The sequence below is a fragment of the Kluyvera sichuanensis genome (assembly GCF_014218705.1).
GTDB lineage: Bacteria > Pseudomonadota > Gammaproteobacteria > Enterobacterales > Enterobacteriaceae > Kluyvera > Kluyvera sichuanensis.
This window is the reverse complement of record NZ_JABBJF010000016.1, coordinates 76,920-101,913: the sequence shown is the minus strand read 5'-3', so window position 1 is coordinate 101,913 and position 24,994 is coordinate 76,920. Positions and strand designations below refer to the sequence as shown.

Sequence of the window (24,994 nt, the reverse complement as noted above, 5' to 3'; positions counted from 1 at the left end):
TGACCCCATGCCGAACTCAGAAGTGAAACGCCGTAGCGCCGATGGTAGTGTGGGGTCTCCCCATGCGAGAGTAGGGAACTGCCAGGCATCAATTAGTGAAGAAGCCCATCCTGACGGATGGGCTTTTTTGCGTCTGCGGGAAAGTGAAAGAACGGTGAACATCCCGGGGTCACTGCGTTCGCCCGGGCTACCAATTACTCTTCTGTTTCTAACCATGCCACAATAAACGCCACTATCTCCGGCAAATTATTCAAATCCAGCACCGGCACATCGACATTCAGCGTAATATCGCTGGCCACTGCAATCGTATGTTCATCGATCGTCAACTCGTTCACCGGGTGCCCGGCATCTTGACGAAATAGCAGGATCTTAGCGACGACTTCATGCTTAAACCCTTCAACCAGCACCAGATCCAACTTTGAAGCATCCATCCTACTGACCAGAAACGCTAGATCTAACTCCTCTTCTTCCGGTGTTTCCGTCATCAGCGCCCAGCGTTGCCGGCTGGCAACCAGCGTCTGTGCCGTCCCCGCCTTGCGAAGTTCGTAGCTATCCTTTCCTGGCTTATCTACATCCATATTGTGATGCGTATGTTTGATAAGCCCTGGACGAATACCCTTTGCACAAAGTTCGGGGATCAGTTTTTTCAGCAGCGTTGTTTTTCCCGTACCGCTCCAGGCGGCAATCGCTAACAATGGGATCATATTCTTTCCTGATTGAGCGTGAGATCTTCCGGGGTGTTCATGTTGCGAAATGCTTCTTTCGTGTCGCAAAAATCGACGGAATGGCCGCCAACCTGACGCATAAACACCATTACGCGACGTTCACCACTGGCAAGGTAATCGATAATCTTTGGGGCCAGACTGCGGTGAGCAAGGGTGACCGCAGGGTGGTCGCGATCGCCATCATGGACCCACACCACTGGAGCATTTTGGCGCTGTTCTACCAGGCGTTCGACAAGATTGTCGGGGATAAACGGCGTATCGCAGGGGCAAAACAGAAACCACTCGCCGGATGTCTGCTGCATAACTGATAACAGTCCGGCAAGCGGCCCAGGGAATCCCGAGAGCGTATCGGCAATTACCGGAAAGCCGCTCTGTCGGTAGATATCCAGATTACGATTCGCGCTAATGACGACCTCGTTTACCTGCGGAAGAAGGCAGTCCGCTACGTGCTGCCACAGCGGTTTACCGTTAAGCAGCATTAATCCTTTGTCCTGCCCACCCATTCTTGAGGCTTTGCCGCCTGCTAACACTACACCGGTTATCTGGCACTCTGCTTTCACCGCTATCGCCTCTTTTATTGTGGGGTTTACCCTGCTAACGTGTCTCTATCAAGCGTAAGGAGCACGACCATGAAATGTAAACGTCTGAATGAAGTTATTGAACTCCTCCAGCCAGCCTGGCAGAAAGAGCCGGAGCTGAATTTACTGCAATTTTTGCAGAAACTGGCGAAGGAGTCAGGCTATGACGGCGAATTGGCCGATTTAACGGATGATATTCTGATCTACCATCTGAAAATGCGCGACTCCGCCAAAGACGCGGTTATTCCAGGCATTCAGAAAGATTATGAAGAAGACTTCAAAACCGCGCTGCTGCGCGCTCGCGGCGTAATAAAAGAGTAAAAGGTTGTAAGCAGAGCCACTCAAGGCAGCGCGAAATGATATCCTGAATCATTCGTATCGTTATCGGATGTCAGGATGAACGACAAGGCTTTCACTTTCCAGACTCTCCACCCGGATACCATCATCGATGCCCTATTCGATCAAGGTATCCGGGTTGATTCTGGACTCACCCCTCTTAACAGCTACGAGAATCGGGTCTATCAGTTTCAGGATGAAGATCGTCGCCGCATGGTGGTGAAATTCTATCGTCCGGAACGCTGGTCGGCGGCGCAGATTCTTGAAGAGCACCAGTTTGCACTGGAGCTAGTCGAGGATGAGGTTCCGGTTGCCGCACCTATCCTATTTAATGACCAGACTCTGCTCACGCATGAGGGGTTCTATTTTGCCGTCTTCCCGAGCATGGGTGGCCGCCAATTTGAATCAGATAACCTGGATCAGATGGAGTGGGTTGGGCGCTATCTGGGGCGCATGCACCAGACTGGCCGCAAATCGCGCTTTGCTGCGCGTCCTTCTATCGGCGTAAAAGAGTATCTGATTGAGCCGCGTGCCCTTTTTGAGCATTCGGCGCTGATTCCCGCCGGTTTAAAAGACCGTTTCCTGAAAGTGACCGATGACCTGATTGATGCGGTCATGGGGCTATGGCATGGGCGTTTCGATGCTTTACGCTTACACGGCGACTGCCATGCGGGAAATATCCTCTGGCGTGATGGCCCGCTATTTGTCGATCTTGACGATGCGCGCAACGGCCCCGCAGTTCAGGATCTCTGGATGTTGCTTAACGGCTCTCCTGCTGAGAGACGTATGCAGCTTGAAACTATCGTTGAGGCTTACGAAGAATTCAGCAGCTTTAATTCAGACGAATTGGCGCTGATTGAGCCTTTACGTGCAATGCGGTTGGTTTATTATCTTGCCTGGATTATCAGGCGTTGGGATGACCCTGCATTTCCGAAAAATTTTCCCTGGTTAACCGGGGAAGATTTCTGGCATCAGCAGATCGCGACTTTTATTGAGCAGGTGAAGGTTCTGCAAGAACCCCCTCTTCAGTTAACGCCAATGTATTAATTCGACACAGTCAGGAGAGAGTGAGTTATGAAAAAGGTTTGGCTTGCGCTGGCAGGTATGATTCTGGCATTCAGCGCATCCGCTGCTCAGATTACCGACGGCAAACAATACGTTACGATCGATAAGCCGGTTGCAGGTGAGCCGCAGGTGCTGGAGTTCTTCTCCTTCTACTGCCCGCATTGCTATCAGTTTGAGGAAGTTCTGCACGTTTCCGACAACGTGAAGAAAAAGCTGCCGGAAGGCACCAAAATGACCAAGTACCACGTTGAGTTCCTGGGCCCGTTGGGCAAAGACCTGACTCAGGCGTGGGCGGTAGCGATGGCGCTGGGCGTAGAAGATCAGATCACTGCACCGATGTTTGAAGCGGTACAGAAAACCCAGACCGTGCAGACCGTTGCAGATATCCGCAAAGTCTTCACCGATGCTGGCGTGAAGGGCGAAGATTATGATGCCGCCTGGAACAGCTTCGTGGTGAAATCTCTGGTCGCGCAGCAGGAAAAAGCGGCAGCCGATCTGCAGCTGCAGGGCGTTCCTGCGATGTTTGTTAACGGTAAATACCAGCTGAACCCGCAGGGTATGGACACCAGCAACATGGACGTCTTTGTCGCTCAGTATGCTGATACCGTAAAACAGCTTGTTGAGAAGAAATAAAAAAGAAAACGCCGGTCAATGACCGGCGTTTTTGTATTCTGTTTTGATGTCTGTAATCTGATGGTCTTTCTCTTCCCACAGCGCATTCAGCCATAGCTGGAAGCGTCGCTTAAAGTTCTTATCCCCCACGTAATCACCGTGCATCTCCGGGTCAATGGGACGCAGATTCACGCGGACCACAATGCGCGTCAGCTTACCGCTGAGCATATCGTAGAACGGCGTTTTATCGTTTTCCGGGTAGCAGAGCGTCACGTCGAGCAGCTTATCAAACTGGGCACCTAACACGTTCAGCGCCATGGCAATACCGGCGGCTTTTGGCGGCAGCAAGTTTTGATAAGGCGAACGGGTTTGCAGGCGCTTTTCAGGGGTAAAGCGCGAGCCTTCGACAAAGTTGACGATGGTGGTGGGATGCGCGCGGAATTTCTCGCACGAGCGGCGCGTCGTTTCCACATCTTTACCGCGACGTTCCGGGTGACGAATCAAATAGCTGCGGGAATAGCGACGCATAAATGGCATATCCAGCGCCCAGCATGCCAGCCCCATGAACGGAACCCAGGCCAGCTGCTGCTTCAGGAAATACTTATTCATCGGGATATGCTTGCGGAAAATCACGCACAGCACCACGATGTCTGCCCAGCTGTGGTGGTTACAAATGAGCAGATACCAGTTCTTCTTATTGAGTGTTTCTAGCCCTTCGATATCCCACTTGAGCCAGGGATTGAGATGCAGCAGCGCCGCCAGCCCTTCACACCAGCAGAACATCATAAAGTTGCAGAATACCGAGACGGAGCGCCAGATTGCCGGCACCGGCAAAATCAGTTTAATCATGCCGGCGAGAATAATCGGTATGGAGCACAATATGGTCAATAATATGGTGAGTGCGATACTGATGGGCAGCGTTATCGCAGCGAGTAATCTCGACATAGTTTGTTTATTCAGATAGTTAGTTATTTAACGTGCCCATACAAAAAGGCACAAGGCGCTGATTTTACCAGAAAACGTGTTAAATGACGGTTCTTACCTGAAGAGAAAAATTGTCGCTATGTCTATCCACACTGTGTGAATTACCACCAGATCACGGTTATTAACCACGATCTACATATAATTAATTGAAAATATTGAATTATTTTGTTGTTAACCATCGATTACATATCATTTGTTATTAGTAAAATAAAACTATTCACAAACTTATCCACAATTTGTTTTGCGTGCGATCGCGAGGATCTGCAAATCTTTTCTCGTTATTTTGGCGAAAAACTCATGTTTTCATGCCGTCTGTGGCATCCTTTACCCATAATCTGATAAACAGGCACGGAAATTATGGTTCAGATCCCTGAAAACCCTCTCATCCTCGTTGATGGATCTTCTTATCTCTATCGGGCATATCACGCATTCCCACCGCTGACGAACCGTGCGGGAGAGCCGACGGGCGCGATGTACGGCGTGCTGAACATGCTGCGCAGCCTGATCCTCCAGTATCAGCCAACCCATGCTGCCGTGGTGTTTGATGCGAAGGGAAAAACCTTCCGTGACGAATTGTTTGAAGACTACAAGTCACATCGCCCGCCCATGCCGGATGATCTGCGTGCGCAGATAGAACCGCTGCATATCATGGTGAAAGCGATGGGCCTGCCGCTGTTAGCCGTCTCCGGCGTGGAAGCGGATGACGTGATCGGTACGCTGGCGCGTGAAGCGGAAAAAGCGGGCCGCCCGGTGCTTATCAGCACCGGGGATAAAGATATGGCGCAGCTTGTCACCCCGGGCATTACGCTTATCAATACCATGACCAATACCATTCTCGGCCCGGACGAAGTGGTGACCAAATACGGCGTGCCGCCGGAGCTGATTATTGACTTCCTCGCGCTGATGGGCGACTCCTCGGATAACATTCCGGGCGTGCCGGGCGTGGGTGAAAAGACCGCGCAGGCGCTGCTGCAAGGGCTAGGTGGCCTCGATACGCTCTACGGTGAACCGGAAAAAATCGCCGGGCTGACCTTCCGTGGCGCCAAGACCATGGCGGCGAAGCTTGAGCAGAACAAAGATCTGGCCTACCTCTCCTATAAGCTGGCGACCATTAAAACGGACGTAGAGCTGGAGCTGGGCTGCGAGCAGCTCATTGTTGCAGAGCCTGCGGCCGATGAGCTGCTAACGCTGTTCAAGAAATACGAATTTAAGCGCTGGATAACTGACGTTGAGTCCGGCACCTGGATGCAGGCTAAAGGGACGAAACCTGCCGCTAAACCGGCCAGCAAAGCCGCTGACGTAGACGTTGAGGCTGAAGTCGAAGAGACCGCAGCCACGCTGTCGTCCGAAAACTATGTCACCATCCTCGATGAAGCTACGCTGGTCAGCTGGATTGAGAAGCTGAAGAAAGTGCCTCTGTCTGCTTTCGATACTGAAACCGACAGCCTTGATAACATCTCTGCCAATATGGTGGGCCTGTCGTTTGCGACTGAACCCGGCATTGCTGCCTATGTTCCCGTCGCTCATGACTATCTCGATGCCCCTGACCAGATCTCCCGCGAGCGCGCTTTAGAACTCCTCAAGCCGCTGCTGGAAGATGAAACGCTGCTGAAGGTGGGTCAGAACCTGAAATATGACCGCGGTATTCTTGCCAACTACGGTATTGAACTGCGCGGTATCGCCTATGACACCATGCTGGAGTCCTACACGCTGGATAGCGTTGCCGGTCGCCATGATATGGACAGCCTCTCCGACCGCTGGTTAAAACACAAAACCATCACGTTCGAAGAGATTGCCGGTAAAGGTAAAAATCAGCTGACCTTCAACCAGATTGCGCTGGAAGAAGCCGGTCGCTATGCGGCGGAAGATGCCGACGTGACGCTCCAGCTGCACCTGAAGATGTGGCCGAAGCTACAGAAGCACGAAGGGCCGCTGCGCATCTTTAACGAGATTGAAATGCCGCTGGTGCCGGTGCTGTCACGCGTTGAACGTAACGGCGTGAAGATTGATCCTGCCGTGCTGCACGCGCATTCGCAGGAGATTGCCAAGCGCCTGATCGAGCTGGAGCAGAAAGCCTACGAGATTGCCGGGGAAGAATTTAACCTCTCCTCGCCGAAGCAGCTGCAGACCATCCTGTTTGAAAAACAGGGCATCAAGCCGCTGAAGAAAACGCCGGGCGGTGCGCCGTCTACGTCGGAAGAGGTGCTGGAAGAGCTGGCGCTCGACTACCCGCTGCCGAAGGTGATTCTGGAGTACCGTGGTCTGGCGAAGCTGAAATCGACCTACACCGATAAACTGCCGTTGATGATCAACCCGAAAACCGGCCGCGTTCATACCTCCTATCACCAGGCGGTAACCGCAACCGGGCGACTCTCTTCGACCGATCCGAACTTGCAGAACATTCCAGTGCGTAACGAGGAAGGGCGTCGTATTCGTCAGGCGTTTATTGCGCCGGAAGATTACCTCATCGTCTCTGCCGACTACTCGCAAATTGAGCTGCGCATTATGGCGCACCTGTCCCGCGACGAAGGCCTGCTGAACGCGTTTGCCGAAGGTAAGGATATCCACCGTGCCACCGCAGCTGAGGTATTCGGTCTGCCGCTGGAGAGCGTGAGTAGTGAACAGCGTCGCAGCGCTAAGGCGATTAACTTCGGCCTGATTTACGGTATGAGCGCCTTTGGCCTGGCTCGCCAGCTTAATATTCCGCGCAAAGAAGCCCAGAAATATATGGATCTCTACTTCGAGCGTTACCCTGGTGTGCTGGACTATATGGAACGCACCCGTCAGCAGGCTAAAGAGCAGGGCTATGTTGCCACGCTCGACGGTCGTCGCCTCTATCTGCCGGACATCAAATCCAGCAACGGCGCTCGCCGTGCGGGTGCTGAGCGTGCGGCGATTAACGCCCCGATGCAGGGAACCGCTGCCGACATCATCAAACGCGCGATGATTGCGGTAGATGAGTGGTTAGAAAGCGAGAAGCCACGCGTTCGTATGATCATGCAGGTACACGATGAACTGGTTTTTGAGGTGCATAAAGATGATCTCGAGGCGGTATCGAAGAAAGTGCATGAGTTAATGGAAAACAGCACGACGCTGGATGTGCCGTTGCTGGTGGAAGTGGGCAGTGGTGAAAACTGGGATCAAGCTCATTAAGTATCCGATGAATAACGCTCTTTTTTGTAAGTAAGCAACATAACTTATCTAGTTTTGTGATGAACATTAGAATTCGTTATGTAACAAATGAAAAAAAACTACAAAAAATGCTTTCTGAACGGGGTAAAAAAGAGTAGAGTTAATCTCGTAGGGTACAGAGGTAAGATGTTCTATCTTTCAGACCTTTTACTTCACGTAATCGGATTTGGCTGAATATTTTAGCCGCCCCAGTCAGTAATGACTGGGGCGTTTTTTATTGGGCGAAAGAAAAGTTTTCGGCGCGATAAAATTGAAAGGTATTGCGTTAAATCAGTGGGATAGAGCGAGCCCGGAACAGGGCGCAGTGCGCCACTATCCGGGATAAAAGCAGGGGGATTACTCTTCTGCCGCCTCAACTTCTTCCTGCGGCGGAATATCGTTAAACCAGCTATCCAGCTTCTGACGCAGCTTATCGACACCCTGCTTTTTCAGTGAAGAAAAAGCTTCAACCTGCACGTCGCCATTAAAAGCCAACGCTGCTTCACGAACCTGGTTCAGCTGCGCCTTACGCGCGCCGCTCGCCAGCTTGTCCGCTTTCGTCAGCAGTACCAGTACCGGGATTTCGCTGGCGACGGCCCACTCGATCATCTGCTGGTCGAGGTCCTTCAGCGGATGGCGAATATCCATCAGCACCACTAATCCTTTCAAACACAGACGTTTCTCCAGGTATTCACCCAGCGCACGCTGCCATTTGATCTTCATCTCTTCCGGAACCTGCGCATAGCCATAACCTGGCAGGTCGACCAGGCGTTTGCCATCGGCGACTTCAAACAGGTTAATCAGCTGAGTACGGCCCGGCGTTTTTGAAGTACGCGCCAGACTTTTCTGGTTGGTGAGCGTATTCAGGGCGCTGGATTTCCCCGCGTTGGAGCGGCCAGCAAAGGCCACTTCGATTCCGGTATCGGAAGGTAAGTGGCGGATATCAGGCGCACTGGTCACAAAGTGCGTCTGTTGATAGTTCCAGTTAGTCAAAACGGTCTTCTCCGTTAAATCAGGCAATGCGGGCGATTATACCCGATCGGCAAAAAAAGACTGGTTTTCCTCTTCGCGCATTGACTGTAAGACGATGCCCTTTCGTTTGTAAGACATTTGCCATTGTCTCTATGCGAAATTTAGGAAAAAACGGGGGCGACATAATATTCAAATCATTTGAAATCATATAGTTAATATTGGGCAATATTCTGATTTGTCCATTTTTCACCGTTTCGTTGCTTGTTAGTTTAGTCCAACACTGTAAAGTAGCACCCATCGGCAAGGGCGCCGGAAGGAATGTAGACTCAGGATGAGCGGTCAGGAGCGCCAGGAGGCGAAGACCGAAGGAATCAGCCAGGAAGGCGAACGTCTGGAGACGTTAAACACGGATAGGGACCATAACAGGGACTGTTATAGAGCTAACGGATAGACAGGGCGCGTTGAAAGCCAACATGGAATGTAGAACCCGTAAAGGGTTGTGAGTCAGGAAAAAAGGCGACAGATTACTCTGTCGCCTTTTTTCTTTGTTTGCTTTCTGCTAGATTCCGGCTCAATTCTATACTGAATAAAACGGCTTAAAGACAGACATCATGAAAAAACCAACCTCTGCACCGCGCGGTAAAACTCCAGGTAAACAGCGTCGTAAAACGCGTGAAGAACTGAACCTGGAAGCTCGCGAGCGTAAAAACGATAAAAAACACCGTGGTAACGCGGCGGGAAGCCGTGCGACTGGCTCTGACGGTGCATCCGGCTCCAATAAACAAAAGCAGCAAAAAGATCCTCGTATTGGCAGTAAAAAACCCATCGCGCTGGGCGTTACTGACGCACCGGTCGTGAAACAGCCCAAACCGAAGAGCGAGAAACCTATGCTTTCACCGCAGGCCGAGCTGGATATGCTGGAGAGAGATGAGCGCCTGGACGCGCTGCTGGAACGTCTGGAAAATGACGAAACCCTGACCGCTGAAGAGCAGAAATGGGTAGACGCTAAACTGGATCGCATCGATGAACTGATGCAGCAACTCGGCCTCTCTTACGATGATGACGAAGAAGAAGAGGAAGAAGAGGGCAAGGAAGACATGATGCGTCTGCTGAGAGGCGGAAACTAACGTTTGCACCCGATTGGCTTGCCAGTCCTGCTTATAACCCTTTTGGTTGTATGTTATCTGGTGTGGTTATTCGTTAAACTACGACGGTTGTCGCGGCGTCAAAAGTGGCTGCGCAACCGGCTGTTGCTTCGTAACGGAGCAGCACCGGCACGCCGTCGTCGTTCGCGATACCATCGGAAGGAGTGAGCATGTCTGAGCAGTTAATCGACTGGGATCTGGCCCTGATCCAGAAATATAACTATTCCGGGCCGCGCTATACCTCGTATCCCACCGCACTGGAATTCTCTGACGCCTTTGGCGAACCTGAGTTTCATAACGCCGTTGCGCGTTACCCCGAACGTCCGCTGTCGCTGTACGTGCATATTCCGTTCTGCCACAAGCTCTGCTATTTCTGCGGCTGCAATAAAATTGTTACCCGCCAGCAGCATAAAGCTGACCAGTATCTCGATGTGCTGGAGCAGGAAATTCGCCAGCGCGCGCCGCTGTTTACCGGCCGTCACGTCAGCCAGCTTCACTGGGGCGGCGGTACGCCAACCTATCTGAATAAGGCGCAAATCAGCCGCCTGATGACGCTGCTGCGCGAGCATTTTCACTTTGATGCCGACGCGGAAATTTCTATTGAAGTCGACCCGCGCGAAATTGAGCTGGACGTTATCGACCACCTGCGCGCCGAGGGCTTTAACCGCCTGAGCATGGGTGTACAGGACTTCAACAAAGAAGTGCAGCGGCTGGTGAACCGCGAGCAGGACGAAGACTTTATCTTCGCGCTGCTCAACCACGCGCGCGAAATTGGTTTCACCTCGACCAATATCGACCTTATCTACGGCCTGCCGAAGCAAACGCCAGAGAGCTTTGCCTTTACCCTGCAGCGCGTTGCCGAGTTGAACCCTGACCGTCTGAGCGTGTTTAACTACGCGCACTTGCCGACGTTGTTTGCCGCTCAGCGCAAGATTAAAGACGCGGACCTGCCGTCGGCGCAGCAGAAGCTGGATATCTTGCAGGAAACCATCGGCTCGCTGACTCAGGCAGGCTACCAGTTTATCGGTATGGATCACTTTGCCCGCCCGGATAACGAACTGGCCGTAGCCCAGCGCGAAGGCGTGCTGCATCGCAACTTCCAGGGCTACACCACCCAGGGCGATACCGACCTGCTGGGTATGGGCGTATCCGCGATCAGCATGATTGGCGACTGCTACGCGCAGAACCAAAAAGAGCTGAAGCTCTATTACCAGCAGGTTGCCGAGCAGGGTAATGCGCTGTGGCGCGGCATTGCGTTGACTCGTGATGACTGTATCCGTCGCGATGTTATCAAAGCGCTTATCTGTAACTTCAGCCTCGATTTCGCGGTAATAGAGCAGCAGTGGGCGCTGAAGTTTAGCGACTATTTTGCCGAAGACCTGAAGCTGCTGGCACCGTTGGCGCAGGATGGGCTGGTGGATGTGAGTGAGAAGGGGATTAAGGTGACGGCGAAAGGTCGTCTGTTAATTCGTAATATCTGCATGTGCTTTGATGCCTATCTGCGACAGAAGGCGCGGATGCAGCAGTTTTCGCGGGTGATTTAGCGATGATATTGCCCGGTGGCGCTACGCTTACCGGGCCAACAGGCCGGTTAAGCGTAAGCGCCATCCGGCTTAGCTAAACAGCCCGACCAGCGCGGCACACAGCACGGCAGCAACGGCCGTCTGTGGTGAATGACCGGCGGCGCCGCTTGAAGCCAAATTAATCAATGATTCAAACATTATCGTCCCCTCGAATTTGCGGGCTGAATAATACTGAACTCATCGAAACAGTAAAGTATAAAATTGCAGCAACTTGCGCAAATCGAGCAATATTTACACTTCACTCTGGCCTTACTCCATTCCCAGTTCTTTCAGCTTACGCGTCAGGGTATTGCGACCCCAGCCAAGCAGGCGAGCCGCTTCCTGTTTGTGCCCCTGTGTGTAGCGCAGCGCGGTGGTCAGCAGCGTACGCTCCATCTCCGGCTGGGCCTCAGAAAGCAGGTTTTGATGACCGGAACGCAGCGCTCTGTCAGCCCACTGCGCCAGCAGCGTTGCCCAGCTATCCGGCAGCGACGTTGCCGTGGTGCTGTCCGGCATACTGGCTTCAAACAGCTCGCTCGGCAGATCCTGAATCAGCACTTCTTGTCCTGCGGCCATCACCGTGAGCCAACGGCAGGTGTTTTCCAGCTGACGCACGTTACCCGGCCAGGCCAGGCGCGTTAACGCCGCTTCGGTTTCTGGGTGCAGCAGCTTGGCTTCCACGCCCAGTTCGCGTGCGGCAACCTGCAAGAAGTGGTGCGCCAGGCGCGGAATATCTTCCCGGCGCTCGCGCAGCGGCGGCAGGTGGACGCGGATTACGTTCAGGCGGTGGAATAAGTCCTCGCGGAATTTGCCTTCCTGAACGCGCTGTTCGAGGTTCTGGTGGGTTGCCGCGATGATGCGTACGTCAACCTTCACCGGGGCATAGCCGCCGACGCGGTAGAACTGACCGTCGGCCAGTACGCGCAGCAGGCGGGTCTGAACGTCCATCGGCATATCGCCAATTTCATCGAGGAACAGCGTGCCGCCGTCGGCCTGCTCGAATCGACCCTGGCGAACGGTATTCGCGCCGGTAAATGCCCCTTTCTCATGGCCAAACAGCTCAGACTCAATCAGGTCTTTTGGAATTGCCGCCATGTTGAGCGCGATAAACGGTGCTTTAACGCGAGGGCTATGGCGATGCAGCGCATGGGCAACCAGCTCTTTACCGGTACCGGACTCGCCGTTAATCAGCACGCTGATAGACGAGCGTGAGAGGCGACCGATAATGCGAAACACGTCCTGCATAGCGGGTGCTTCACCGATGATATCGGTGGTTGGGTCATTGACCTGTACGTTACGCGGCTGCTGCTGCTCCTGGTAGTGACTAATCGCTCGCTCGACCAGCGCGACCGCTTCATCGATATCAAACGGTTTTGGCAGGTAGTCAAACGCTCCCTGCTGGTAGGCGCTAACGGCGGCATCCAGATCGGAGTGCGCGGTCATTATGATGACCGGAAGCATCGGATGGCGCTGCTTAATTTGCGTTAACAGCGCCAGGCCGTCCATTCCGGGCATGCGGATATCGGACATCAGCACGTCAGGCGTTTTGGTGGCCAGCGCATCCAGCACCTCTTTTCCGCCTTCAAACGTGGTGCAGGTTAACCCCGCGCCGGTGAGCGCGCGTTCAAGCACCCAACGGATGGAGCTATCGTCATCAACGACCCAGACTATCCCTCGTTGCATAAACACACCTTATTTCTTGATTGGCAGGAAAACCGAGAACTCGGTATGGCCTGGCCAACTGGTAAATTCAATTTTGCCGGAGTGCTGATCGATAAGGCTGCGCGCTATCGACAGACCCAGCCCGGTGCCGCCTTCGCGGCCGCTGACCATCGGGTAAAACAGCGTATCCTGCAAATGCGATGGAATACCGGGGCCGTTATCTTCAACATCAATTCGAGCGGCCAGTCGGTAGCGTACGCCGTGCAGCGTTAACTGAAATGCGGTGCGGGTGCGCAGGACAATTTCGCCCCCTTCCGGGCCAAGCGCCTGCAGCGCATTGCGCACAATATTTAGCAGAACTTGTTCAATCTGATCTGGATCGTGCGGAAGTTCCGGCAAACTTGGATCGTAATCGCGCACCAGAGTGACGTTCTCCGGCAGCTCCATCGACACCAATTTGACGACGCGTTCCGCCACTTTATGAATGCTCTCGGTGATGTGCGTACCGGGATGCTGTGGGCCAAGCAGACGGTCGACCAGATTCCGCAGGCGGTCGGCCTGCTCAATGATGACGTTGGTGTACTCGGTCAGCGCCGGGTCTGGCAGCGCCTTACTGAGTAGCTGTGCAGCGCCGCGTAAGCCACCCAGCGGGTTTTTAATCTCGTGGGCGAGCCCTCGTACCAGATCGCGTGCCGCGATTTGCTGGGCGTGCTGGAGCTGCTCCTGGCTGAGGCGACGTTGATTATCCATCGGCGCCATTTCCAGCAGGATAAAACCGTCCGGCAGACGCTGTGCAGTAAGCGAAAGAATATGTGAGCGGCCGTCAATCACCAGCGTCACTTCGTTATCGGTAAACCCCTGACCCGTTTGCAGGCTCTCCTGCATCAAGCCAATGTTCAGCGAGAAATAGCTCAGAAGCTCGGGTAAGGGCGTACCAAAGAGTTTGCGCGCGCTCTGCGCCAGTAGTTGCTGTGCGGCAGGGTTCGCATAGTGAACGGCCAGGTCATCATCGACCAGTAAAATGCTGTTGATTAACGAGTTAAGGATCTGCCCAGCATCGGGCAGTGCGCCTGTTGCCATTTAGCAGTCTCCTGAAAAGGCTTGCACTGTTTTAGTGCAGTATAGCTTTTTACGGGTAAAAAGCGCGAGATATCAGGTTGTTGGTGGAGAAAAAAGCCCATCCTGAGATGGGCTGAAAGTTTCCACGGCAACTTAATTCCAGGGAGTGCGCCAGAACCTAAGGGCAATGGCGCGGCTTCAGCTGGAAAGTACAACTCAAAATACGATTAGACGCTGTAGTACAGCTCGAACTCAACCGGGTGCGGAGTCATACGTACGCGGTCGTTTTCTTCGGTGCGCAGCGTGATGTAAGCGTCGATAGCTTCATCAGTGAACACGCCACCTGCGGTCAGGAACTCGCGGTCTGCATCGAGAGCCTGCAGCGCTTCTTCCAGAGAGCCAGCAACCTGTGGGATCTCTTTCGCTTCTTCTGGCGGCAGGTCGTACAGGTTTTTGTCCATGGCTTCGCCAGGGTGGATTTTGTTTTTGATGCCGTCCAGGCCAGCCATCAGCAGTGCCGCGAAGCACAGGTATGGGTTAGCCGCTGGGTCCGGGAAGCGTACTTCGATACGACGCGCTTTCGGAGAAGCAACAACCGGAATACGGATGGATGCAGAACGGTTACGGGCAGAGTAAGCCAGCATAACCGGTGCTTCGTAACCCGGGACCAGACGCTTGTAGGAGTTGGTGGTCGGGTTAGCCAGGGCGTTGATAGCTTTAGCGTGTTTGATAACACCGCCGATGTAGTGCAGCGCTTGCTCGGACAGGCCAGCATATTTGTCGCCGGAGAACAGGTTTACGCCGTTCTTGGACAGGGACATGTGGCAGTGCATGCCGGAACCGTTATCGCCAAACATTGGTTTTGGCATAAAGGTCGCGGTTTTACCGAAGCGGTGAGCGACGTTGTGCACAACATATTTGTAGATCTGAATTTCGTCCGCTTTCTTGGTCATGGTGTTGAAGCGGGTGGCGATTTCGTTCTGGCCAGCAGTCGCAACTTCGTGGTGGTGTGCTTCAACAACCAGGCCCATCTCTTCCATGATCAGACACATGGTAGAACGGATGTCCTGTGAGGAATCAACCGGAGGAACTGGGAAGTAACCGCCTTTAACGCCTGGACGGTGACCTTTGTTACCACCTTCGTATTTGGTGGAGGAGTTCCATGCGCCTTCGATGTCATCGATAGCAACGTGAGAACCGGAGATGGATGCGCCGAAGCGGATGTCATCAAACAGGAAGAATTCTGGCTCTGGCCCGAACAGAACGGTGTCTGCGATGCCGGTAGCGCGCAGGTATTCTTCAGCGCGTTTAGCGATGGAGCGCGGGTCACGGTCGTAGCCCTGCAGTGTACCTGGTTCCAGGATGTCACAACGAATGATCAGGGTAGACTCTTCAAAGAACGGGTCGATGAGAGCGGTAGATGCATCTGGCATCAGAACCATGTCGGATTCGTTAATGCCTTTCCAGCCACCGATAGAGGAGCCGTCAAACATTTTGCCTTCTTCGAAGAATTCGGCATTTACCTGATGCGCAGGAATAGTGACGTGCTGTTCTTTACCTTTGGTATCGGTGAAGCGCAGATCGACAAACTTCACTTCGTGCTCATTCAGCATCGTCAAAACGTGTTCAGCGGACATACTTAACATCTCCCGGATTTATCATTGTCGTCGTGGTAACGAGGTCTTCAATCACTGCTTAAAGTGGCGTTGTTGCCCTGAAATATACAAAGCGAAATCTGTGCCAACTTTTAAATCACCCCCAAAAGGCGTTATCATGCGCACCATAGTGCAAAAGGGCTGCACCACGATAGCGTCTTTGCACCATTATAGTGCTTATCCTGAAGCGATGAGCACCATATTGGTGCAAATTGTGATTAGGTGCCCTTTTTATGCTCCGTGAAAGCGATCACAAAGGAACTCTGCAATACTTGTTTGCGGAGGATCTCTGTGATCCTGTTTTGTAGTGCGATTAATCCGTGTACAATAACGCGCTATTTCTAATGCCCGAGGCAAAGTTGTGATCGAAAATTTGCGTAACATCGCCATCATCGCGCACGTTGACCATGGTAAAACTACCCTGGTCGATAAGCTGCTGCAGCAATCCGGTACGTTTGATGCACGTGCTGAAACTCAAGAACGTGTGATGGACTCCAACGATTTGGAGAAAGAGCGTGGGATTACCATCCTCGCGAAAAACACCGCAATCAAATGGAATGATTACCGTATCAACATCGTTGATACCCCAGGGCACGCCGACTTCGGTGGTGAAGTTGAGCGCGTCATGTCCATGGTTGACTCTGTGCTGCTGGTAGTTGATGCAATGGATGGCCCGATGCCGCAGACGCGCTTCGTGACCAAAAAAGCATTTGCTCATGGTTTGAAGCCAATTGTTGTTATCAACAAAGTTGACCGTCCAGGCGCGCGTCCTGATTGGGTTGTTGACCAGGTATTCGACCTGTTCGTTAACCTCGACGCGACCGACGAACAGCTGGACTTCCCTATCGTTTACGCTTCCGCGCTGAACGGTATCGCAGGTCTGGATCACGAAAATATGGCGGAAGACATGACCCCGCTGTATCAGACCATCGTTGATCGTGTACCGGCTCCAGACGTAGACCTGGATGGCCCGCTGCAGATGCAAATCTCCCAGCTGGACTACAACAACTACGTTGGTGTTATCGGTATCGGCCGTATCAAACGCGGTAAAGTGAAGCCAAACCAGCAGATCACTATCATCGATAGCGAAGGCGAAACCCGTAACGGTAAAGTTGGTAAAGTACTGACTCACCTGGGTCTGGAGCGTATCGATAGCGACCTGGCTGAAGCTGGCGACATCATCGCGATCACCGGTCTGGGCGAGCTGAACATCTCCGACACCATCTGCGACCCGCAGAACGTCGAAGCGCTGCCAGCACTGTCCGTTGATGAACCGACGGTAACCATGTTCTTCAACGTCAACACCTCTCCATTCTGTGGTAAAGAAGGTAAGTACGTTACCTCTCGCCAGATTCTGGACCGTCTGAAGAAAGAACTGGTACACAACGTGGCACTGCGCGTTGAAGAAACTCCGGATGCAGACGCATTCCGCGTTTCTGGCCGTGGTGAACTGCACCTGTCCGTTCTGATTGAAAACATGCGTCGTGAAGGTTTCGAAATGGCGGTTTCCCGTCCGAAAGTAATCTTCCGCGAAATCGATGGCCGTAAACAAGAGCCATTCGAAAACGTAACGCTGGACGTCGAAGAGCAGCACCAGGGTTCTGTCATGCAGGCACTGGGTGAGCGTAAAGGCGACCTGAAAAACATGAATCCAGACGGAAAAGGCCGCGTACGTCTCGACTACGTGATCCCAAGCCGTGGTCTGATCGGCTTCCGTTCAGAATTCATGACCATGACCTCCGGTACCGGTCTGCTGTACTCCACCTTCAGCCACTACGACGACGTTCGTCCGGGTGAAGTGGGCCAGCGTCAGAACGGCGTACTGATCTCCAACGGTCAGGGTAAAGCGGTTGCGTTCGCACTGTTCAGCCTGCAGGACCGCGGTAAGCTGTTCCTGGGCCACGGCGCAGAAGTTTACGAAGGCCAGATCATCGGTATTCACAGCCGTTCTAACGACCTGACTGTAAACTGCCTGACCGGTAAAAAACTGACCAACATGCGTGCTTCTGGTACTGATGAAGCCACCACGCTGGTCCCAGCTCAGAAAATGACTCTGGAACAAGCTCTGGAGTTCATCGATGACGACGAACTGGTAGAAGTTACCCCAACGTCTATCCGTATCCGTAAACGTCACCTGACTGAAAACGACCGTAAACGCGCGATGCGCGGTCCAAAAGAAGATTAATTTCTCTCTTTTGTCGTGACCTAAAACCCCGCCTATATGGCGGGGTTTTTCTTTTTGAAATAGAGCGCGTTTGTTCATGGTCAAAGTTCTCCTTTCCCGCTAGAGTGAAATTTCCACGGCGTGAACGGAGGCAAAAATGCTCTATATCTTTGATTTAGGTAATGTGATTGTCGACATTGATTTCAACCGTGTTCTGGGTACGTGGAGCGATCTCGCCCGCGTTCCGCTGGCTCGGCTAAAGCAGAGTTTCACTATGGGAGAGGTATTTCATCAGCATGAGCGCGGTGAAATATCGGATGAAGCGTTTGCAAAAGCCATGTGCCACGATATGGAGCTACCGCTCAGCTACGAGCAGTTTGCCCATGGCTGGCAGGCGGTTTTTGTGGCGCTGCGCCCTGAAGTTATCGACATAATGAAAACGCTGCGCGAGCAGGGGCATCGTGTCGTCGTCCTGTCTAATACCAACGCACTGCACACCACTTTCTGGCCGGATGAATACCCGGAAATCTATGCTGCTGCCGACCACGTTTATCTCTCCCAGGAGATGGGAATGCGTAAACCAGAAGCACGGATTTACCAGCGCGTACTCGAGTCGGAAGGTTTTTCCGCTGCCGATGCGGTCTTTTTTGACGATAACGCCGATAATATAGAGGGCGCTAACCAGTTGGGGATCACCAGCGTGCTGGTGACCGGGAGAGAAACCCTACCCAACTATTTTATGAAGTCGTTATGCTAAAAACCGTTCATCAAAAACTGATTCATCATACCCGGCCGCTGGTGGCGTGGAGTAAATTCCTCTGGCGGCGCATCGAAGAAGATAATATGACGACACTGGCGGGCAACCTGGCCTACGTGTCGTTGCTTTCCATTGTGCCGCTGGTGGCGGTGATTTTTGCCCTGTTCGCAGCATTTCCCATGTTTTCGGAAGTTAGCCTGCAGATTCGCCATTTTGTGTTCGCTAACTTCCTGCCCGCAACCGGCGACGTTATTCAGCGCTATATCGAGCAGTTTGTCGCCAACTCCAACAGGATGACCGCGTTTGGTGCCTGCGGCCTGATTATTACCGCGCTGCTGTTGATGTACTCCATCGATAGCGCCTTGAACACTATCTGGCGGAGCAAGCGCACGCGCCCAAAGGTTTACTCATTTGCCGTTTACTGGATGATCCTGACACTGGGGCCGTTGTTGGCCGGGGTGAGTCTGGCAATTAGTTCCTATTTGCTGTCGCTACGCTGGGCCAGCGAACTGAACGGCGTGATTGATAACCTGCTGCGGGTTTTCCCGTTGCTGCTTTCCTGGCTGTCGTTCTGGCTGCTCTATAGCGTGGTGCCGACTACCCAGGTGCCAAATCGTGATGCGATTATTGGGGCGCTGATAGCGGCGTTACTGCACGAACTGGGTAAGAAGGTGTTCTCGCTCTATATCACCGCGTTTCCATCCTATCAGCTGATTTACGGCGTGTTGGCGGTGATCCCCATTTTGTTTGTCTGGGTCTACTGGACCTGGTGTATCGTCTTGCTAGGTGCCGAAATAACTGTCACTCTCGGTGAATACCGAAAATTGAAAACAGAACAACAAGAAGCCGAAGAATCATGATTGCATTAATTCAGCGAGTCACCCGTGCTAGCGTCAGCGTGGCGGACGAAGTGACGGGAGAGATTGGCCTGGGGCTGTTGGTGCTGCTGGGCGTAGAGAAGGACGATGACGAGCAGAAGGCAAACCGCCTGTGCGAGCGCGTGCTGGGCTACCGTATCTTCAGTGATGCGGACGGTAAGATGAACCTTAACGTGCAGCAGGCCGGCGGTAGCGTGCTGGTGGTGTCGCAGTTTACGCTGGCGGCTGATACCGAACGCGGTATGCGCCCGGGCTTCTCAAAAGGCGCCGCGCCGGATCGTGCCGAAGCGCTCTATGACTATTTTGTACAACGCTGTCGCCAACAGGACATGAACACGCAAACAGGACGATTCGCAGCGGATATGCAGGTGTCGCTGGTCAATGACGGCCCCGTGACGTTCTGGTTACAAGTATGACCACGCTTCCCGTTAGGACGTGGGCGACAAAAGAGAGTGCCATTATGTACCATCTCCGAGTACCGCAGACTGAAGAAGAGTTAGAGCAGTATTACCAGTTCCGCTGGGAAATGTTGCGTAAACCCCTGCATCAGCCCAAAGGTTCCGAACGTGATGCCTGGGATGCCATGGCGCACCATCAGATGGTGGTTGATGAGCTGGGAAAGCTGGTCGCCGTAGGGCGGCTGTATATCAATGCGGATAATGAAGCTTCTATCCGCTTTATGGCGGTTCATCCTGAGGTTCAGGATAAAGGGCTGGGGACGCTTATCGCGATGACGCTGGAGTCCGTCGCGCGCCAGGAAGGGGTGAAACGCGTCACCTGTAGCGCGCGTGAAGACGCCGTGCCGTTCTTTTCCAAACTAGGATTCAAGAACGAAGGGGAGATAACGACCCCGCAGACAACCCCCGTTCGCCACTTCCTGATGATTAAACCTGTTGCCTCGCTGGACGATATTCTGCACCGCGGCGACTGGTGTGCGCAGCTGCAGCAGGCCTGGTACGATCATATTCCGCTCAGCGAGAAAATGGGCGTGCGCATCCAGCAGTACACCGGGCAGAAATTCATTACCACCATGCCGGAAACCGGCAACCAGAACCCGCACCATACGCTGTTTGCCGGCAGCCTCTTTTCGCTGGCGACGCTCACCGGCTGGGGGCTTATCTGGCTGATGCTACGTGAGCGCCACCTGGGCGGCACTATTATTCTGGCCGATGCCCATATCCGCTATCGAAAACCTATCACCGGTAAACCGACAGCCATCGCCGACCTCGGCTCGCTAAGCGGCGACCTGGACCGATTGGCTCGAGGGCGTAAAGCGCGCGTGCAGATGCAGGTTGAACTGTTCGGCGATGACACCCCTGGCGTGGTGTTTGAGGGAACCTATATCGTGCTGCCTGCAAAACCATTCGGTTCGTATGTCGAGGGCGGGAACGAAGAGGAGTAGGGTATCTCTTTTCGCCCAACATATTCAGTGGCCCGCCACCCTTCGGGCCACGTCCTGCATTGCCTCCCGCGCCGTTTGACTTATGCCACCTAGCTGGAAAAAGCCGTGAATAACGCCGAGATAGCGTTGGCTGGTGCATGACACACCTTGCCGGGTGAGCCGTTCAAAAAGTGCTTCTCCTTCATCCCGCAGCGGATCGTACTCGGCGGTGATGATATGCACCGGCGGCAGGCCGTTAAAATCATCGCGCCAAAGCGGGCTGGCTTCCGGGTGCTGTGGGTCGTGTTCCTGAAGATACATTTCAAAGCCGGAGAGCAGCGTGTCGCGGGTAATGATGTAGTCCTGGCCATTGCTGACATAGCTTGCAAAGCTGGATGTTGCGTCAAGCATAGGGTAAATCAGCACGAGTTTCGCGGGAGCCCACACGGCGGAAGCTTTCAGGCGCAGCGCGGTTACCAGCGCCAGATGCGCGCCCGCGCTGTCCCCCATCAGTGTTACCCGCTGGCGGTCAATACCCAACTGCTGCGCGTATTTGTGGATCAGGTTGGCACCGCGCTCGGCGTCATCGTGGGCGGCGGGGAAAGTGTGCTCTGGTGCCAGCCGGTACTGCACCGCAATGACCCGACACTCGCTATGCCAGGCTAATTGTCGCAGCTGATTATCATGGGTGATAAACCCACCGCTGACAAAACAGCCACCATGAAAGTAAACAATGCAGGGGAGTGACGATGCTGAATTTAGCGGCGAAATGACGCGAAATGTCATCTCTTCCAGCACAATATCTTCTGATTTGACGCGAATCTCTTTTTCGCCTGCCAGCGCTGTGCTGGCAATATACCCCTTTCTCCGGTCATCAATATTCTGCTTGCGTGAAGAGGGGCGACCCGCTGCAATAAACTCAGCCACTAACTGCGCAATGCCGTTTTCCAATGCCATGATGATGTCCTTTATGCTGTATAAACATACAGTTTTATAGCCTGGTTTATCGCGAATGAAAACGGGGAAATTGGGTAGGGTGGTGATTGTGGATAGCGGCTCGCAAAAATGAACGATTTCTCCATTGCAGCCTATAACCTTATTTAAATCACGTGTATTTTGTTCGCTTATTGAGCATGGGTGATATACTGGAGGTATATATGAGCGCGATGGTTGAAAGGGATATGGGCAGAATACTTCTCGATTTGTCGGACGAGGTGATTAAGCGCCTCGACATCCTTAAACAGCAGCGAAATCTTCCCCGTGCGGAACTGTTGCGTGAAGCCGTTGAGCAATATCTGGAAAAGCAAAGCCAGGCTGAGCTTATGATCTCGGGCGCGCTTGGGATCTGGCAAGAGTGTGAAGAAGATGGCGTTGAGTATGAACGTAAGCTCCGTGAAGAGTGGTAGCGATGAAAAGACCCGTTCTTTTTGATACCAATATTTTAATCGATCTCTTCAGCGGACGGATGGAGGCGAAGCGGACGATGGACTCCTATCCTCCGCAACATGCGATAAGCCTGATAACCTGGATGGAGGTCATGATCGGGGCAAAGCGTTTTCATCAGGAGCAGCGAACGCGAATTGCCTTGGGCGCATTTGAAATTATTGGTGTGACAGAAGAGATTGCGGAGCAGAGTGTGAATCTACGTCAGGAGTATGGTATGAAACTGCCCGATGCCATTATTCTGGCGACTGCACATGTTCATCGTCGGGAACTGGTGACGCGCAATACAAAGGATTTTGCGGGACTTCCGGGCGTGATTTTACCCTATGCGCTGTAAACCGGGCCGAAAATGCAGCCCGGTTTAGCGCGGGAATTTACTCCCCTTCCCCCGGGAACAAGAACGGGTTAATCGAGCTGCGGGCGAACCCTTCCTGCTCCATTCGCGCGTCCAGTACCAGTGAGGCAAGGTCGTCGGCAACCGCTTCGACTTTCGGGTCTTTTTCCTGATAGAGAATCTTCAGGTAAGTGCCGCAGTCACCGCAGCTTTCGGCTTTGATGGCAGCCTGCTCGTTGTCCAGTGACCAGTAATGCAGGTCGCGGCTCTGTTCGCAGTTGCTGCACTTCACGCGCACCACGTGCCATTCGGTTTCACACAGGTTGCAGTGCAGATAGCGCAGCCCCTGAGTAGTACCAATTTGCACCATGCTGGAGACCGGCATTGAGCCGCAAACCGGGCAGAACTGGCGCTGTTCGCCGTATTCGGCGCGGGCTTTTCCCGGAATCAGACTGGCCATTTGCGCCCAGTAAAGCGACAGAGCAGCCCAGATAAACGGCGCTTTATCGCTGCTCACGGAAGCAAAGTCAGAGGCAAACAGCGCGCTCGCCATCTGCTCCAGCTCCTGCTCGGAGGCTTTCTCCAGATTCTCGATGACCGCCAGCGCTGGGCCACTCATCTCTGGCTTCAGCTCGGCAATCATCGATTGCAGCAGCGTGTGCCAGTGCTTGTCGCGCGGCAGAACGTGAATATCCAGCGGCGGCTTGCCTTGGTCATTCGCTTCTTTGATGCGCGCAGTGAGATCCATTTTCAGCGGGTGGTCGTACAGCACCACTTCCTGTGCGTGGGCGATCAACGCAGCAAAGCGCAGGTAATCACCCAGCGGATTATTCTCTGCCAGCTCGCGCAGACGTTCGGCGCGGCGGTTGTAGAGGTTCTTGAGTCTGGGGAACAACAACGGCGGAATGACTTCCGCCGTACGTTTCTCGCTCGAACCCAGCTCATCTTGCGGGATTATGCGAATACTCATTCAGATGACTTTTCCTGTTTCTGGCGGACTTCACGGTACCAGCGCGGGTGGTGTTTCTTCGCCCACGTTTTGGTAACCCATCCCTCCACCATCGCGGTAATGGTGCCTTTCACCCAAAGGGCGGCGTAGATATGCACCATGATAACCACAATTAACGCCACTGCGGCAAATGAATGCAGCATTAGCGCAAATCGGATCACCGGGATTGAGAAAGCAGGCGCAAAGTACGGACGCCAGATAACCACACCGCTCACCAGCAGCAGCACCAGGAAGATAATCGCCGCCCAGAATACGCATTTCTGGCCGAAGTTATAACGCCCGGTGTCACCTACTTCCTCGTTGACGACGATCTTACGAATATTCTTCGCCCAAAAGATATCATCCCGATTGATTAGATTGTGGTGCCAGTAGCGGAAAAACATGATGATAAACGAGGCAAACATGATGACCCCGACAAACGGGTGCAGAATTCGCGCCAGTTGCGGAGTCCCCATGATTTGCATCAGCCAGTTGAAGGAGGGGAAGAAAAATCCCAGCCCGCTTATCGCCGCCAGCATGAAGCAGAAGGCGGTGACCCAGTGGTTGATGCGTTCCGGCGCCGTGTAGCGCACGATGGTGTCACGTTTTTTCATTTGCGCACCTCATCGTCTTTCTCATCCAGATTGTCTTCTTCCTCCTCTTCCGCACGGTTCGGACCGACCCCGACGTAGTGGAAGATGCTCGCGGCGAACGTAGCGGCAAAGCCGATAGCGGCCAGCGGTTTCCAGACGCCTTTCCAGAACTTCACGGTGGCGCTGATTTCCGGGTTCTCCGGCAGACCGTGGTACAGATTCGGTTTATCGGCATGGTGCAGCACGTACATCACGTGCGTACCGCCAACGCCTGCCGGATCGTACAGGCCCGCATTGTCGTAACCACGGGTTTTCAGTTCGGCCACGCGCTCGCCCGCCAGCACTTTCATATCCTCTTTGGAACCAAAGTGGATAGCGCCGGTTGGGCAGGTTTTCACGCATGCCGGTTCTTGCCCGACGTTCACGCGGTCAACGCACAGCGTACATTTGTAGACGCGGTTGTCTTCCGGGTTGAGTCGCGGCACGTTGAACGGGCAGCCAGCAATACAGTAGCCGCAGCCAATGCACTGCTCTGACTGGAAGTCGACGATGCCGTTGGCATACTGAATGATAGCCCCTTCTGACGGGCATGCCTTCAGGCAGCCCGGGTCGGCGCAGTGCATACAGCCATCCTTACGGATGAGCCACTCTAGTTTGTCGTTCTGTTCCACTTCCGAGAAACGCATTACCGTCCAGGATTTGGCGGTTAAATCCGCCGGGTTGTCATACACCCCGACGTTGCTGCCAATCTCGTCACGGATGTCGTTCCACTCTGAACAGGCCACCTGACAGGCTTTACAGCCGATACAGGTGGTCACGTCGATAAGCTTCGCCACCTCTTCCTGGTGATCCCGCGCGCGAGGCGCGGGAGTGAAACCGTTAGTGGCGGAACGACGGATGATGTCCTGCGATTGATAAGCCATAGGTCGT

At 53.5% G+C, this 24,994-nt stretch carries 26 protein-coding genes and 1 rRNA gene; 15 read left to right on the top strand and 12 right to left on the bottom strand.

From position 1 onward, the window contains the following. Positions 1-87: ribosomal RNA gene (gene rrf / locus HII27_RS16220) — 5S ribosomal RNA — on the top strand; the annotation flags it as partial. Positions 88-194: 107 nt separating this feature from the next. Here the strand turns inward: rrf and mobB are convergent. After that, on the bottom strand, positions 195-704 hold the full coding sequence (gene mobB / locus HII27_RS16215; protein ID WP_185668861.1) for a molybdopterin-guanine dinucleotide biosynthesis protein MobB: 510 nt from the start codon (positions 702-704) through the stop codon (positions 195-197). Then, the gene (gene mobA, locus HII27_RS16210) at positions 701-1,228 is read right to left on the bottom strand and encodes a molybdenum cofactor guanylyltransferase MobA (RefSeq protein WP_223883239.1); all 528 of its coding nucleotides are present in this window, start codon (positions 1,226-1,228) and stop codon (positions 701-703) included. Before mobA ends, mobB begins: the two co-directional genes overlap by 4 nt. Positions 1,229-1,354: 126 nt before the next feature. Between mobA and HII27_RS16205 the strand changes: the two genes are divergently transcribed. The 3 genes from HII27_RS16205 to dsbA all read left to right on the top strand — a co-directional run bounded on the left by HII27_RS16205 (position 1,355) and on the right by dsbA (position 3,337). Beyond that, a complete protein-coding gene (locus HII27_RS16205) occupies positions 1,355-1,624 on the top strand; it encodes a YihD family protein (protein WP_035892297.1) in 270 nt (89 codons plus the stop codon). A gap of 75 nt (positions 1,625-1,699) precedes the next feature. Continuing rightward, on the top strand, positions 1,700-2,686 hold the full coding sequence (locus tag HII27_RS16200; RefSeq protein WP_185668859.1) for a serine/threonine protein kinase: 987 nt from the start codon (positions 1,700-1,702) through the stop codon (positions 2,684-2,686). A gap of 27 nt (positions 2,687-2,713) precedes the next feature. Next, positions 2,714-3,337 carry a thiol:disulfide interchange protein DsbA gene (gene dsbA / locus HII27_RS16195; RefSeq protein WP_035892299.1) on the top strand — a complete coding sequence of 208 codons (624 nt, stop codon included), beginning with the start codon at positions 2,714-2,716 and terminating at the stop codon, positions 3,335-3,337. Positions 3,338-3,352: 15 nt separating this feature from the next. Here dsbA and HII27_RS16190 read toward each other — a convergent pair whose 3' ends face one another. Then, positions 3,353-4,261, bottom strand: coding sequence for an acyltransferase (locus tag HII27_RS16190; RefSeq protein ID WP_185668858.1), 909 nt, complete (start codon positions 4,259-4,261; stop codon positions 3,353-3,355). Between the two features lie 396 nt (positions 4,262-4,657). Between HII27_RS16190 and polA the strand changes: the two genes are divergently transcribed. Together polA and HII27_RS27615 are read left to right on the top strand one after the other, a co-directional pair. Continuing rightward, a complete protein-coding gene (gene polA, locus HII27_RS16185) occupies positions 4,658-7,453 on the top strand; it encodes a DNA polymerase I (protein ID WP_185668857.1) in 2,796 nt (931 codons plus the stop codon). A 165-nt stretch (positions 7,454-7,618) separates the two neighbouring features. Continuing rightward, positions 7,619-7,666, top strand: coding sequence for a spot 42 RNA, inhibition of DNA synthesis (locus HII27_RS27615; RefSeq protein WP_071892919.1), 48 nt, complete (start codon positions 7,619-7,621; stop codon positions 7,664-7,666). A 162-nt stretch (positions 7,667-7,828) separates the two neighbouring features. On the opposite strand, the gene yihA is transcribed toward HII27_RS27615, so the two are convergent. After that, positions 7,829-8,464: a ribosome biogenesis GTP-binding protein YihA/YsxC gene (gene yihA, locus HII27_RS16180; RefSeq protein ID WP_035892382.1), complete on the bottom strand. Its 636-nt coding sequence runs from the start codon at positions 8,462-8,464 to the stop codon at positions 7,829-7,831. A gap of 590 nt (positions 8,465-9,054) precedes the next feature. On the opposite strand from yihA, the gene yihI reads away from it, so the two are divergent. Both yihI and hemN read left to right on the top strand, forming a co-directional pair. Continuing rightward, on the top strand, positions 9,055-9,570 hold the full coding sequence (gene yihI / locus HII27_RS16175; RefSeq protein ID WP_185668856.1) for a Der GTPase-activating protein YihI: 516 nt from the start codon (positions 9,055-9,057) through the stop codon (positions 9,568-9,570). A 188-nt stretch (positions 9,571-9,758) separates the two neighbouring features. Then, positions 9,759-11,132 carry an oxygen-independent coproporphyrinogen III oxidase gene (gene hemN / locus HII27_RS16170; protein WP_185668855.1) on the top strand — a complete coding sequence of 458 codons (1,374 nt, stop codon included), beginning with the start codon at positions 9,759-9,761 and terminating at the stop codon, positions 11,130-11,132. Positions 11,133-11,201: 69 nt separating this feature from the next. Here the strand turns inward: hemN and HII27_RS16165 are convergent, their stop codons facing one another. From HII27_RS16165 to glnA, 4 genes are all read right to left on the bottom strand, one after another. After that, positions 11,202-11,309, bottom strand: a complete 108-nt coding sequence (locus HII27_RS16165; protein WP_147281518.1) for a YshB family small membrane protein — start codon at positions 11,307-11,309, stop codon at positions 11,202-11,204. 111 nt (positions 11,310-11,420) lie between these two features. Further along, a complete protein-coding gene (glnG, locus tag HII27_RS16160) occupies positions 11,421-12,833 on the bottom strand; it encodes a nitrogen regulation protein NR(I) (protein ID WP_035892305.1) in 1,413 nt (470 codons plus the stop codon). A gap of 9 nt (positions 12,834-12,842) precedes the next feature. Then, complete coding sequence (glnL, locus tag HII27_RS16155) at positions 12,843-13,892, bottom strand: nitrogen regulation protein NR(II) (RefSeq protein WP_035892306.1); 1,050 nt, start codon at positions 13,890-13,892, stop codon at positions 12,843-12,845. Positions 13,893-14,098: 206 nt separating this feature from the next. Beyond that, the gene (gene glnA / locus HII27_RS16150) at positions 14,099-15,508 is read right to left on the bottom strand and encodes a glutamate--ammonia ligase (RefSeq protein ID WP_035892307.1); all 1,410 of its coding nucleotides are present in this window, start codon (positions 15,506-15,508) and stop codon (positions 14,099-14,101) included. A gap of 379 nt (positions 15,509-15,887) precedes the next feature. Between glnA and typA the strand changes: the two genes are divergently transcribed. From typA to fabY, 5 genes are all read left to right on the top strand, one after another. Continuing rightward, positions 15,888-17,711 carry a ribosome-dependent GTPase TypA gene (gene typA / locus HII27_RS16145; RefSeq protein WP_185668854.1) on the top strand — a complete coding sequence of 608 codons (1,824 nt, stop codon included), beginning with the start codon at positions 15,888-15,890 and terminating at the stop codon, positions 17,709-17,711. 136 nt (positions 17,712-17,847) lie between these two features. After that, complete coding sequence (gene yihX / locus HII27_RS16140; protein ID WP_185668853.1) at positions 17,848-18,447, top strand: glucose-1-phosphatase; 600 nt, start codon at positions 17,848-17,850, stop codon at positions 18,445-18,447. Continuing rightward, on the top strand, positions 18,441-19,307 hold the full coding sequence (locus HII27_RS16135; RefSeq protein ID WP_185668852.1) for a virulence factor BrkB family protein: 867 nt from the start codon (positions 18,441-18,443) through the stop codon (positions 19,305-19,307). Before yihX ends, HII27_RS16135 begins: the two co-directional genes overlap by 7 nt. Beyond that, positions 19,304-19,741 carry a D-aminoacyl-tRNA deacylase gene (gene dtd / locus HII27_RS16130; protein ID WP_185668851.1) on the top strand — a complete coding sequence of 146 codons (438 nt, stop codon included), beginning with the start codon at positions 19,304-19,306 and terminating at the stop codon, positions 19,739-19,741. Before HII27_RS16135 ends, dtd begins: the two co-directional genes overlap by 4 nt. Before the next feature lie 44 nt (positions 19,742-19,785). After that, the gene (fabY, locus tag HII27_RS16125; protein WP_185668850.1) at positions 19,786-20,727 is read left to right on the top strand and encodes a fatty acid biosynthesis protein FabY; all 942 of its coding nucleotides are present in this window, start codon (positions 19,786-19,788) and stop codon (positions 20,725-20,727) included. A gap of 24 nt (positions 20,728-20,751) precedes the next feature. On the opposite strand, the gene HII27_RS16120 is transcribed toward fabY, so the two are convergent. Beyond that, complete coding sequence (locus HII27_RS16120) at positions 20,752-21,666, bottom strand: alpha/beta hydrolase (RefSeq protein ID WP_396401469.1); 915 nt, start codon at positions 21,664-21,666, stop codon at positions 20,752-20,754. Positions 21,667-21,863: 197 nt separating this feature from the next. Here HII27_RS16120 and HII27_RS16115 point away from each other — a divergent pair, with 197 nt between their 5' ends. After that, complete coding sequence (locus HII27_RS16115; RefSeq protein ID WP_185668848.1) at positions 21,864-22,112, top strand: ribbon-helix-helix domain-containing protein; 249 nt, start codon at positions 21,864-21,866, stop codon at positions 22,110-22,112. A 2-nt stretch (positions 22,113-22,114) separates the two neighbouring features. Beyond that, positions 22,115-22,486, top strand: coding sequence for a type II toxin-antitoxin system VapC family toxin (locus tag HII27_RS16110; protein WP_185668847.1), 372 nt, complete (start codon positions 22,115-22,117; stop codon positions 22,484-22,486). A gap of 37 nt (positions 22,487-22,523) precedes the next feature. On the opposite strand, the gene fdhE is transcribed toward HII27_RS16110, so the two are convergent. Genes fdhE through fdxH form a run of 3 tightly spaced genes read right to left on the bottom strand, consistent with a single transcriptional unit; the run spans position 22,524 to position 24,987 of the window. Further along, positions 22,524-23,453, bottom strand: a complete 930-nt coding sequence (gene fdhE / locus HII27_RS16105) for a formate dehydrogenase accessory protein FdhE (protein ID WP_185668846.1) — start codon at positions 23,451-23,453, stop codon at positions 22,524-22,526. Next, a complete protein-coding gene (gene fdoI / locus HII27_RS16100) occupies positions 23,450-24,085 on the bottom strand; it encodes a formate dehydrogenase cytochrome b556 subunit (RefSeq protein ID WP_035892320.1) in 636 nt (211 codons plus the stop codon). Before fdoI ends, fdhE begins: the two co-directional genes overlap by 4 nt. Continuing rightward, on the bottom strand, positions 24,082-24,987 hold the full coding sequence (fdxH, locus tag HII27_RS16095) for a formate dehydrogenase subunit beta (protein ID WP_185668845.1): 906 nt from the start codon (positions 24,985-24,987) through the stop codon (positions 24,082-24,084). The genes fdoI and fdxH overlap by 4 nt, the downstream gene beginning before the upstream one ends. Between the last annotated feature and the right edge of the window lie 7 nt (positions 24,988-24,994).